This is a genomic window from Streptomyces sp. NPDC041129 (genome assembly GCF_055592265.1).
The window spans coordinates 351,644-363,548 of the sequence record NZ_JBVIYV010000001.1 but is presented as its reverse complement, the minus strand read 5'-3'; the positions used below and the strand labels follow the sequence as shown (position 1 = coordinate 363,548).

Below are 11,905 nucleotides of genomic sequence, written 5' to 3'. Positions count from 1 at the left end.
GGGTCAGGGCGCGGGGATGTGCCCGGTCAGGTCCGGTGTGCCGACGCCGGTCAGCCGCCGGGGTGCGGGTGCGGCGGCCGTGCTGCCTGCGGTGGCCCCGGCGAACGCCGCCGCGCCTGAGGTCAGCGGAAGCCGGGCCGACGTGCGGGACAGGTCGAGGGTGAGGGACGGCCGGGTGGACGGCGGGTCGATGAGGTCCTTGTCCGTGCCGGCGATGATCAGTGCCAGACGGTGGCCCCGGGGAACGACGTGGTCGGTGGCGGCCAGGTCCAGGGTCATCGTGACGGCCTTGCCCGGGGTGAGCGGGACGCCCTTGCCGAGCGAGGCGTGGTGGCCGAGGTCGGCCCAGCCCCGGCTGAACACCGTGTAGTCGGTCCGGACCGTCCGGGCCGCGGTCTTCTTGAAGCAGGCGCTGTCCCCCGGTGTGCTCTCGCCCCAGCAGGTGCGGTCGGTGAGCGTGGTGATGCCCTCGGCCGCGTCGGCGTAGTCGCGGACGGTGTCCGGGCCGAGGTCCACCAGGACGGCGGACAGGTGGGCCGAGGTGGTGCTCGGGGTGGCGGTGACGGTCACCCGGGAGGAGCCGGACAGGCGCAGGTCGCGGGTGAGCGGTGCGGTGAGGAAACCGGCCTTCTCCGGGGTGGGGGTGGTGAGTCCGGCGGCCCAGTCGGTCTCGCTCAGCGCGGGGTCGTCGGTGAAGGTCTCGGTGCCGGTGGCCGGGCGCAGGCCGAGGGTGCCGACGCCCGCCCGCGCACCCGGGGCCGGGCGCAGGGTGGTGGTCCGGGTGCCGTGCGGCGGCCAGACCCTCGAGGTCACCCACTGGTCGGGGTGGCGTTCGATGTCGGCCATCGGCTCGCGGTCGACGCCGTTGTCGTAGCCGAGGAGTTCGTGGTCGAACCAGCGGTGCAGGGTGTCGACCCAGGCGCCGCGCCGGTAGTCGAAGGGGTCCACGTGGCCGGTCTGGGAGAGCCAGATCTTGCGCTCGACACCGTGCTCGGCCAGCGCGTCCCACCACTGGCCGAAGTGCTTGGTGCGCACGTTGAGGTCCTGCATGCCGTGCGCGAGGAACACGCTCGCGCGTACCCGGGCCGCGTCCTTCACGTAGTCGCGTTCGGTCCACAGCGGGGTCCAGTCGCCGCTGCGCGGGCTGCCGTCGGCGAGCTTCTTCCGGACGGCCGCGCAGTGGGCGTGCGCGGCGTCGCTCTCGACGTAGCCGGCCAGTTCGTCGGGGCCGCCGTCGTACAGCGGGGCGCCCTGGGCGAAGTAGTAGTCGTACCAGGAGGAGATGGCGCTGATCGGGACGATCGTCTTCAGGCCCCGTACGCCGGTGGCGGCGACGCCGTTGGCGATGGTGCCGTCCCAGCTCTTGCCGATCATGCCGGTTCTGCCGTTGGTCCAGCCGGCCCTGACGGTCGTGGAGCCGGTGCGAGTCGTGTAGGCCCTGGCCCGGCCGTTCAGCCAGTCGATCACGGCCTTGGCGGACTGGATCTCGGAGCGGCCGCCGACGTCGACGCAGCCGTCCGAGCGGTTGGTGCCGGTCAGGTCGACGCCGACGAAGGCGTAGCCCCTGGGTACGAAGTAGTTGTCGTAGAACAGCGGCATCTGGACGACGCGGCCCTGCGCGTCGTACGTCTTGAGCTGGCTCTCGTTGCCCCGTCCGCAGCAGGAGTAGTACGGGCTGGCGTCCATGATGACCGGCACCTTGCGGCCCTGGCGGGCCGGTTCGGAGGGCCGGACGATGTCGGCGGCCACCCGGTCGGTCCGTCCGTCGTCGTCCGCGTCGAGGCCGGTGTCCACCCAGACGGCCTCGCGGACGGCGTGTGCGTAGGAGTAGACGGGCCTGCTCTCGCGTGGCGCGGCATGGGCCCCGGACGGGGTGAGGAAGGCGGCCGTCAGGGCTGCGACGGCCGCGGTCGCGAGCGTTCTCCAGATCGTGAAGCGCGTGCGTGTCGGCATGCGCGGACGGTACCCCCGTCAACTCCCGTGCAGAAGAGGGCTTTACGGCAGCCGGGTGGCGTATTGCGGCCGAATGGCGATCGTGTGACGGCAGGGGCCATGGACAGGCCGGGGGCCACAGCGACTGAATAGGCTCCGAACAGACTTCCTGTCCCGAAGACTTGGAGCTGACGTGCACCGCAGAATCATCGCGCCGGGCGCACTGGCGGCGGCCTCCCTCCTGCTGGCGATCCCGGCATCGGCCGCGAGCCACACCCCGGGCGCGCCGGGCATCGGCGACCCCTACTACCCGAACTACGGCAACGGCGGCTACGACGTCTCGCACTACGACCTGCGGCTGCGGTACCAGCCGCGGACGGACGAGTTGCAGGGCACCGCGACCATCCTGGCGCGCACCACTCAGGACCTGTCCAGCTTCGACCTGGACTTCCTGCTGGACGTGAGCGAGGTACGGGTCGACGGCGCCAGGGCGGCCTTCGCCAGGTCGGGCGAGCACGAACTCGTCGTCACCCCGGGGAAGCCGCTGGCGAAGGGCACCTCGGTCACCGTCGTGGTCCGCTACAGCGGGGTGCCGTCGGCGAAGAGCGCCTACGGGTTCACCACCTGGCACCGCACCCCCGACGGCGCGGTGGCCGCCGACGAGCCCGAGGCCGCCTGGTGGTGGTTCCCGAGCAACGACCACCCCAGCGACAAGGCCACCTACGACGTGTCGGTGTCCGTGCCCGACGGCACGCAGGCCATCTCCAACGGCACGCTGCAGTCGACCGCGTCGAAGCTGGGCCGGACCACCTACAACTGGCGGCAGAACAAGCCGCAGGCGACCTATCTGGCCACGCTCGCGCTGGGGAAGTTCGACATCACCACCGGCACCTCCGACGGCGGGGTGCCGGTCCTCAACGCCTACAGCAAGGACCTCGGCGACAACGACGGTGCCGCGCGGGCGAGTGTGGAGCGCACCGGGGAGCTCGTGGACTGGCTGAGCGGCTACTTCGGGCCGTACCCGTTCGCCTCGGCCGGCGGCTACGTGCCCAACACCACCACCGGGTACGCGCTGGAGACCCAGACCCGGGTCTACTACAGCCCGAAGCAGTTCGCGAACGGTTCCAACACCTCGGTGGTCGTGCACGAACTGGCCCACCAGTGGTACGGCGACGACGTGTCGCTGAAGGGCTGGAAGGACATCTGGGTCAACGAGGGCTTCGCGCGCTACGCCCAGTGGCTGTGGTCCGAGCACGAGGGCGAGGGCACCACGCGGGAACTCGCCGACTACGTGTACGCCTCCCATCCGGCCGACGACGCGTTCTGGACGGTCGCGCCCGGTGACCCGGGCCCGGACCACCAGTTCGACGCCGCCGTCTACGACCGGGGCGCGCTCGCCATCCAGGCGCTGCGCGAGGAGATCGGCGACGACGCGTTCTTCGCCGTGCTGAAGGGCTGGCCCAAGGAGCACGCGTACGGCAACGCGTCGGTGGCCGACTTCCAGAAGTACGCCGAGCGGGTGTCGGGCAGGCCGCTGGCCGCGCTGTTCGACACCTGGCTGTTCCAGCCGTCGAAGCCGGCCGCGCCCGCGGCCCGCGCGGCGTCGCTCGCGGGAGCGGGCACGGACGTGGCGCGGCCCCGGTCGTGGAAGCGGATCGCGGCGACGAACGACGTGCACGGGCACTGACGCCCGAGCGCCTCACGCCGTGGCGGCGGCCATCCGCTCGACGAGGGCGTCACGGCCCATCGGCTCGGCGCGGGTGGCCGGGACCGTGCAGGCGTGGGCGCCGGCGACCGCCCCGTAGCGGGCGCACCGCAGGGGCGGCTCGCCGGCGAGGCGGCCGTAGAGGAACGCGGCGGCGAAGGCGTCGCCCGCGCCGTTGGAGTCGACCACCGGCGCGGGCGGGGCCACCGCCGGTATCCGGGTCAGTTCGCCGTCGGCCAGCAGATACGCGCCCTCGGCCCCGGCGGTGGCGACGACGATCTCGGCCCGGCCCCGCTCGGCGATGCGCCGTACGGTCCGCTCGGGGTCGGACAGCGCGGCCGCGGAGAGGAAGACGACGTCCGCCGCGAGCGCGAACGGCTCGTGGTAGGGGTTCTCGCCGTCCCAGTCGTGCAGGTCGGTGGAGAGGGGCACGCCCGTCCCGGCCAGCACGGGCAGGGCCTGGGCGCAGGGCTGCGTGATGGTCACGTGGACGTGCCGGCTCGCCGTGGCGAGCGCGCGCAGCGTGTCCTCCGGGAAGCGGTCGTCGGGGTGGGCGCGGCTGGTGTCGTACAGGGACAGCCGCCGGCCGTCCGGGCCGACGAGGTTGACCGCGCGCTTGGTCCCGGCGGGGCCCGGGAGCGCGGTGAGCCCGATGCCCCGGTCCCGGTGCAGGGCGCGCACGAGGTCGCCCTCCGGGTCGTCGCCGATCAGGTCCAGGTGGTGGGTGCGCAGCCCCAGCGCGTCCAGCCCGAGGGCCATGAAGTCGCCGGTCTGCCCGGCACGGGTACGGATCCCGGAGTCGATCCCGTAACTGTCGGCGTACGGCAGCGGCAGCTCCGGGACGTACACGATCGTGTCCACCCCGGCCCCACCCAGCACGAGTACGTCGATCGCTTCGCTCTGCGAGGTCATCCCCCACCCTCCCCGTGGTCGTGCACCGTCATCGCGGTCCCGCGCCGCACCAGCCGGTCGGACCCGAGCGGCCCGACCCGGGACCACTCGCCTCCCGCCGGACCGCAGCCTATGCGGGGCATGTACGCGGGCGCACCGAGTTCGATCACTCGGCCGCCGAGGCGGTGGAGTCCAGGAGCTGACGTGGGGCCACCTCCGGCGGTGGCCCCACCGTCAGCACTACTTCAGCTGGGACAGTTCCCGGTCCGTGTTCTGGGACACGCGGCGGCGGACGCCGAACCAGCCGGCGACCAGGAGGACGGCGACCAGGGGGATCAGCAGAAGGGTCTTGCGGCCGACCTCGGGGTCGTTCCACATCATGCCGAGACAGGCCAGCAGGAAGGCGATCGTGGCGATCTCGGCGACCGGGCTGAACTTGAGCTGGAAGTGCGGCCGGGTCACCAGGCCCGCGCGGGCGCGGCGGACGAAGATCAGGTGGCAGACCATGATGATCACCCAGGTGCTGATGATGCCGAGGGAGGCGACGTTCAGCACGATCTCGAAGGCCTGGCTGGGCACCAGGTAGTTCAGGCCGACGCCGAGCACGCAGACGGCGCAGGTCAGCAGGATGCCGCCGTAGGGCACCTGGCTGCGGTTCATGCGGGCGGTGAACTTCGGCGCCGATCCGGCCGTGGCCATCGAGCGCAGGATGCGGCCGGTGGAGTACAGGCCGGAGTTGAGCGAGGACATGGCGGCGGTCAGAACGACCAGGTTCATCACGTCGCCGGCGGCCGGGATGCCGATCTTCGACAGGACGGTGACGAACGGGCTCTGGTCGGCGGAGTACACCGAGCCGGGCAGCAGCAGGGCGAGCAGTACGACCGAGCCGACGTAGAACAGGGCCACGCGCCACATGATCGAGTTCACCGCGCGCGGGACGACCTTCTCCGGCTCGGCGGTCTCGCCGGCGGCGACACCGACCAGCTCGAGAGCGGCGTACGCGAAGATCACGCCCTGCATGACGAGGACGACGGGCATCATCCCGTGCGGGAAGACACCGCCGTGGTCGGTGACGACGCTCAGACCGGGCTTCTCGCCGCCGACCTCGTGCTGGGTGGCGAGCAGGAAGATGCCGACGAACATGAAGCCGACCAGGGTCGCGACCTTGATGATCGCGAACCAGAACTCCATCTCGCCGAAGATCTTCACCGAGATCAGGTTCACCGCCAGCACCACCGCGAGGGCTATCAGCGCCAGCACCCACTGCGGGATGGCGGTGAACATGCTCCAGTAGTGCGTGTAGAGCGCGATCGCGGTGATGTCGGCGATGCCGGTGGTCGACCAGTTCAGGAAGTACATCCAGCCGGCGACGTAGGCGCCCTTCTCACCGAGGAACTCGCGCGCGTAGCTCACGAACGACCCGGAGGACGGGCGGTACAGGACCAGCTCGCCGAGGGCCCGTACGACGAAGAAGGCGAAGACGCCGCAGACCAGGTAGGCCAGGGCGAGTGCCGGGCCCGCGGTGTGCAGGCGGCCACCGGCGCCCAGGAAGAGGCCGGTGCCGATGGCACCGCCGATGGCGATCATGTTGACGTGGCGGGCCTTGAGGTCCTTGCTGTAGCCGGCGTCGCCCGCGTCCGCGGGGGTCCCGTCCGCCTGGGGGCGGGCGGTGGCCTGTGCCGATTCCACGGCTTCCTTGCTCACGGGTGGTTCCACTTCCTGGTGCGCCCGGGCCTCGTGGGCCCGGGGTTCGAGCAGGTCCTGGCCCGCACCACCCTGGTGTGTCGCGGTACAGACCAAGGCAGCAGCTTCCCAGGGAGATCACCATGTATGCGATGGTCCATGTCACACCGGGGCACTTCTCACATGGTCGACACATGTTTCACACGATTGGTGAGACAGCGATACTGCTGCACATGACGACGGACGCCACGACCGGGGGCGGGGAGCCGGCCCTCACCATCGACGAGCTGGCCGCGCGGGCGGGCGTCACGGTCCGCACCGTCCGCTTCTACAGCAGCAGGGGGCTGCTCCCGCCGCCGGAGATCGGCCCGCGGCGGGTGGGGCACTACGGCCCCGGGCACGTGGCGCGGCTGGCCCTGATCGAGGAGCTCCAGCAGCAGGGCATGACCCTGGCGGCGATCGAGCGGTATCTGCGGCAGCTGCCGCCGGACCTCAGCCCGCACGACCTGGCCATCCACCGCGCGGTGGTCGCGTCCTGGGCGCCGGACGCGCCGGAGACCGTGTCGCGGCGGGAACTCGAACGGAGGGCGGGACGGCCGCTCACGTCCGGGGACATGGAGCGGCTGGCCGCGATGGACGTCGTCCGCCAGGAGGACGAGGACACCTTCCGTGTCGACGCCGGGCTGTTCCGGCTCGGCCTGCGGCTGCTGGACGTGCCGCTGTCGCAGGAGGCGATCCTCGCGGCGCGCAAGGCGCTCGTCGAGCACTCGCGCGCCGCGGCCCGCGAGCTGGCCCAGCTCTTCCGCGGCGAGGTGGCGGAGCGCGACGCCCGGGACGTGCAGTCCCTGTCGGCGCACATGCACCCGCTGGTGGTGCAGGCGCTGCTGTCGACGTTCCAGCGCTCGCTGCGGGAAGAGCTGAGCGAGTGGCTCAAGGGGTCATGAGCGGGAGTCGGCGAACCGCTCCCCGTTCTCGGCCTTGGCCACCAGCAGCGCGGGCGGGGTGAACCGCTCGCCGTAGCGCTCGGCGAGCTCACGCGCGCGCGCCACGAATCCGGGCAGGCCGCCCTCGTAGCCGTTGACGTACTGGAGCACACCGCCGGTCCAGCCCGGGAAGCCGATGCCGAGGATCGAGCCGATGTTGGCGTCGGCGACCGACGTCAGCACGCCCTCCTCCAGGAGCCGTACGGTGTCGAGCGCCTCGGCGAAGAGCATGCGCTCCTGCATGTCCCGGAACGGGATCTCGTGTCCGGCCTTCCCGAAGTGCTCGCGCAGGCCCGGCCACAACCCGGCCCGCTTGCCGTCCTCGGTGTAGTCGTAGAAGCCGGCGCCGCCGCTGCGCCCGGTGCGGCCGAACTCGTCGACCAGGCGGTCGATGACCGCCTCCGCCGGGTGCGCGGTCCAGGTGCCGCCCGCCTCCTCGACCGCCCGCTTCGACTCGTTGCGGATCTTGCGCGGGAGGGTGAGGGTCAGCTCGTCCATGAGGGAGAGCACCTTGGCCGGGTAGCCGGCCTGGGCGGCGGCCTGCTCCACGGAGGCGGGCTCGACGCCCTCGCCCACCATGGCGACGCCCTCGTTGATGAAGTGGCCGATCACCCGGGAGGTGAAGAAGCCGCGCGAGTCGTTGACGACGATCGGCGTCTTGTTGATCTGGCGAACCAGGTCGAAGGCCCGGGCGAGGGCCTCGTCACCGGTGCGCTCGCCCTTGATGATCTCGACCAGCGGCATCTTGTCGACGGGCGAGAAGAAGTGCAGCCCGATGAAGTCGCCCTGGCGCTCCACGCCCTCGGCCAGCGCGGTGATGGGGAGGGTGGAGGTGTTGGAGCACAGCAGCGCGTCGGGCGCGACGACGGACTCGATCTCCTGGAAGACCTTGTGCTTGAGCGAGGTGTCCTCGAAGACGGCCTCGATGACCGCGTCGCAGCCCGCGAGGTCGGCCGCCTCGGCGGTGGGCGTGATCCGGGCCAGCAGCGCGTCGGCCTTCTCCTGGCTGGTCCGGCCCCTGGCGACGGCCTTGGCACACAGCTTCTCCGAGTAGCCCTTGCCCTTGACGGCCGCCTCCAGGGCGACGTCCTTCAGCACGACCTCGATGCCCGCGCGGGCACACGAGTAGGCGATCCCGGCGCCCATCATCCCGGCGCCGAGGACGGCGACCTTGCGGACGGTGCGCGGCTCGACGCCCTTCGGACGGTTGGCGCCGGAGTTGACGGCCTGGAGGTCGAAGAAGAACGCCTGGATCATGTTCTTCGAGGTCTGCCCGGCGGCCAGCTCCACGAAGTAGCGGGCCTCGATGACCTGGGCGGTCTCGAAGTCCACCTGGGAACCCTCGACGGCCGCGGCCAGGATGTTGCGCGGGGCCGGGTAGGGGGCGCCGTTGGTCTGCTTGCGCAGGGTGGCCGGGAAGGCGGGCAGGTTGGCGGCGAACTTCGGGTTGGCGGGCGTACCGCCGGGGATCCGGTAGCCGGGCCGGTCCCAGGGCTGCTGCGACTCGGGGTTGGCGTCGATGAAGGCGCGGGCCTTGGCGAGCAGTTCCTCGGGGCTGGCGGCGACCTCGTGGACCAGGCCGTTCTCCTGGGCGCGGCGGGCGTTGTACTGCTGTCCCTGGAGGAGCACCTTCAGCAGCGCGTCGGCGATGCCCAGCAGCCGTACGGTGCGCACGACGCCGCCTCCACCGGGGAGCAGGCCGAGGGTGACCTCGGGGCAGCCGATCCTGGTGCCGGAGGTGTCCAGGGCGACGCGGTGGTGGCAGGCCAGGGCGAGTTCGTAGCCGCCGCCGAGGGCCGCGCCGTTGATGGCGGCGACCACCGGCTTGCCGAGGGTCTCGATGCGGCGCAGGTTCCGCTTGATGGCGAGGCCGCCGTCGAACAGGTCCCGGGCGGTCTCCGGGGTGACCCGGATCAGGTCGCGCAGGTCGCCGCCGGCGAAGAAGGTCTTCTTGGCGGAGGTGAGGATGACGCCGCGGATGGAGTCCTTCTCGGCCTCCAGCCGGTCGGTGATCGCGGCGAGGGAGTCGCGGAACGCCTGGTTCATGGTGTTCGCGGACTGGTCGGGGTCGTCGAGGACGAGGGTGACGACACCGGTGTCGTCCTGCTCCCAGCGGATGGTGGTGCTCTCGGTCATGACAGTCGTCTCCGTTGAGGTCTCGTGGTTCCGCGGGGAGTTCAGACGCGCTCGACGATGGTGGCGATGCCCATGCCACCGCCCACGCACAGGGTGGCCAGGCCGTAACGCTTGTCCTGGCGCTCGAGTTCGTCGATGAGCGAGCCGAGGATGATGGCGCCGGTGGCGCCGAGCGGGTGGCCGAGGGCGATGGCGCCGCCGTTGACGTTGACCTTGTCCAGGGACAGGCCCATGTCCTTCACGAAGCGCAGCACGACCGCCGCGAACGCCTCGTTGATCTCGACCAGGTCGATGTCGTCGATGGTCAGCCCGGCCTTGGCGAGCGCCTTGCGGGCGGCCGGGGCGGGGCCGGTGAGCATGATGGTCGGCTCGGAGCCCGAGACGGCGGCGGAGACGATCCGCGCGCGCGGGGTGAGGCCGTGCCGCTCGCCGACCTCCTTGGAGCCGATCGCCACCAGGGAGGCTCCGTCGACGATGCCGGAGGAGTTGCCCGCGTGGTGGACGTGGTCGATCTTCTCCACCCAGTGGTACTTCTGCAGGGCGACCGCGTCGAAGCCGCCCAGCTCGCCGATGTCCGCGAACGAGGGCTTGAGCCCGGCGAGCGAGTCGGCGGTGGTGCCGGGGCGCATGTGCTCGTCGTGGTCGAGGACGACCAGCCCGCTGCGGTCCTTGACGGGGACGACGGAGCGGTCGAAGCGGCCCTCCTTCCAGGCGGTGGCGGCGCGCTCCTGGGACAGGGCGGCGTACTCGTCGACGTCCCGGCGGGAGAAGCCCTCGATGGTGGCGATGAGGTCGGCGCCGATGCCCTGCGGCACGAAGTTGACGGACAGGTTGGTCATCGGGTCGTTGAACCAGGCGCCGCCGTCCGAGGCCATCGGCACGCGGGACATGGACTCCACGCCGCCGGCCAGGACCAGGTCCTCCCAGCCCGAGCGGATCTTGGCCGCGGCCAGGTTGACGGCCTCGAGGCCGGAGGCACAGAAGCGGTTCTCCTGGAGGCCCGCGACGGTGTCCGGCAGCCCGGCGGCGATCGCGGCGATGCGGGCGATGTCGGATCCCTGGTCGCCGACGGGTCCGACGACGCCGAGCACGATGTCGTCGATCGCGGCCGGGTCGAGGCCGGGGAAGCGGTCGCGGATCTCGTGGATGAGACCGACGACCAGGTCGATGGGCTTCGTGCCGTGCAGGGCGCCGTTCGCCTTGCCGCGGCCGCGCGGGGTGCGGATCGCGTCGTACACGTACGCTTCGGTGCTCACTGGTGTGCCTTTCGGGAGGGTGGGCCGAGCGGGGCTCGGTCGCCGAGGGCGGGGTGGGTCGTCGGGTGGCCCGGTGGCCGGGGTCAGTCGCCGTCCGGGACGAGGTCGTCGTCGACGAGGTCAGGTATGCCCCAGTCCCGCGCCACCGTCCCGGTGTCGGCGCCGGGCCGGGCTGGGCCGGTGCGGACGGTGGTGGGGGTCGCGGAGAAGCGGGGGGCGGGGGCCGGCTGGGTGATGCCGCCGTGGTCGGTGAAGGTGCCGCGGGCGGCCAGGTGCGGGTGGTGCGGGGCCTCGCGCAGGGACAGCACCGGGGCTACGCAGGCGTCCGAGCCCTCGAAGAGGGCCGTCCACTCGTCCCGGGTGCGGGACTTGAAGCGGGCGGCGACCTGCTCGCGCAGTTCGCCCCAGCGGCTCCGGTCGTCGCGGGCCGGGGCCAGGTGGTCCAGCCCGAGCAGGTGCAGGAACTCCGCGTAGAACCGCGTCTCCAGGGCGCCCACCGCCATGTGGCCGCCGTCGGCGGTCTCGTAGGTGCCGTAGTACGGGCAGCCGCCGTCCAGGAGGTTGGTGCCGCGCCGGTCCTGCCAGCCGCCGGCGGACAGCATGCCGTGGATCATCGCCGACAGGTGCGCGGTGCCGTCCACGATGGCCGCGTCCACGACCTGCCCCGTGCCGGTGGCGCGCGCGTGGTGCAGGGCGGCCAGGACGCCGACGACCAGGTAGAGGGAGCCACCCGCGTAGTCGCCGAGCAGGTTGGCGGGGACGGCCGGGGGCTCGTCCGCGCGGCCGATCATGCCGAGGGCGCCGGTGAGGGCGATGTACGTCACGTCGTGGCCGGCGCGGTCGGCGAGGGGGCCGTCCTGGCCCCAGCCGGTCATGCGGCCGTAGACCAGCCGGGGGTTGCGGGCGTGGCAGGCGGCGGGGCCGACGCCGAGCCGTTCGGCGACGCCGGGGCGGTAGCCCTCGATCAGGATGTCGGCGCGCTCGGCGAAATCGAGCACGCGCGCGGCGCCGTCCCGTGCCTTCAGGTCGACGACGACCGAGCGCTTGTTGCGGTTGGTCACGTCGTGCGCGGGGTCGATCCCGAGGCCCGGGCCGCCCGGGCGGTCGACCCGGACCACGTCGGCGCCGAGGTCGGCGAGGAGCATGGCGGCGAACGGGCCCGGCCCGATGCCGGCCAGTTCGACCACGCGCACACCCGAGAGCGGACCGTGGCCCGGCGTCCCTGCCGTCGTCATGCCGTCCTGCCCCCAAGCCCATGTGACACAACTGATGTAACACCGAGGATGCTAAGAACACGTTCCACTCGGCACAAGACCTGA

The 11,905-nt window shown here is 72.0% G+C and carries 8 protein-coding genes; 2 read left to right on the top strand and 6 right to left on the bottom strand.

What is annotated here, in order from left to right; genetic code table 11:
- Positions 1-3: 3 nt before the first annotated feature.
- Complete coding sequence (locus ACZ6B1_RS01550) at positions 4-1,953, bottom strand: Xaa-Pro dipeptidyl-peptidase (protein WP_468773918.1); 1,950 nt, start codon at positions 1,951-1,953, stop codon at positions 4-6.
- 172 nt (positions 1,954-2,125) lie between these two features.
- On the opposite strand from ACZ6B1_RS01550, the gene ACZ6B1_RS01545 reads away from it, so the two are divergent.
- Positions 2,126-3,619 (top strand): M1 family metallopeptidase, encoded by a 1,494-nt coding sequence (locus tag ACZ6B1_RS01545; RefSeq protein ID WP_468773917.1) that lies wholly within the window; start codon positions 2,126-2,128, stop codon positions 3,617-3,619.
- Positions 3,620-3,631: 12 nt separating this feature from the next.
- Here the strand turns inward: ACZ6B1_RS01545 and ACZ6B1_RS01540 are convergent, their stop codons facing one another.
- Entirely contained in the window at positions 3,632-4,549 is a 918-nt protein-coding gene (locus ACZ6B1_RS01540) for a PfkB family carbohydrate kinase (protein ID WP_468773916.1), read from the bottom strand.
- Between the two features lie 219 nt (positions 4,550-4,768).
- Positions 4,769-6,232 carry an amino acid permease gene (locus tag ACZ6B1_RS01535; RefSeq protein ID WP_468773915.1) on the bottom strand — a complete coding sequence of 488 codons (1,464 nt, stop codon included), beginning with the start codon at positions 6,230-6,232 and terminating at the stop codon, positions 4,769-4,771.
- Between the two features lie 212 nt (positions 6,233-6,444).
- Between ACZ6B1_RS01535 and ACZ6B1_RS01530 the strand changes: the two genes are divergently transcribed.
- The gene (locus ACZ6B1_RS01530; protein ID WP_468773914.1) at positions 6,445-7,155 is read left to right on the top strand and encodes a MerR family transcriptional regulator; all 711 of its coding nucleotides are present in this window, start codon (positions 6,445-6,447) and stop codon (positions 7,153-7,155) included.
- Here ACZ6B1_RS01530 and ACZ6B1_RS01525 read toward each other — a convergent pair.
- The 3 genes from ACZ6B1_RS01525 to ACZ6B1_RS01515 all read right to left on the bottom strand — a co-directional run bounded on the left by ACZ6B1_RS01525 (position 7,150) and on the right by ACZ6B1_RS01515 (position 11,821).
- Positions 7,150-9,330 (bottom strand): 3-hydroxyacyl-CoA dehydrogenase NAD-binding domain-containing protein, encoded by a 2,181-nt coding sequence (locus ACZ6B1_RS01525; RefSeq protein ID WP_468773913.1) that lies wholly within the window; start codon positions 9,328-9,330, stop codon positions 7,150-7,152. The two genes, ACZ6B1_RS01530 and ACZ6B1_RS01525, sit on opposite strands and share 6 nt — an antisense overlap.
- A 41-nt stretch (positions 9,331-9,371) precedes the next feature.
- Positions 9,372-10,586, bottom strand: a complete 1,215-nt coding sequence (locus ACZ6B1_RS01520) for an acetyl-CoA C-acetyltransferase (RefSeq protein ID WP_468773912.1) — start codon at positions 10,584-10,586, stop codon at positions 9,372-9,374.
- Between the two features lie 83 nt (positions 10,587-10,669).
- Positions 10,670-11,821, bottom strand: a complete 1,152-nt coding sequence (locus ACZ6B1_RS01515; protein ID WP_468773911.1) for a CaiB/BaiF CoA transferase family protein — start codon at positions 11,819-11,821, stop codon at positions 10,670-10,672.
- Positions 11,822-11,905 lie beyond the last annotated feature (84 nt).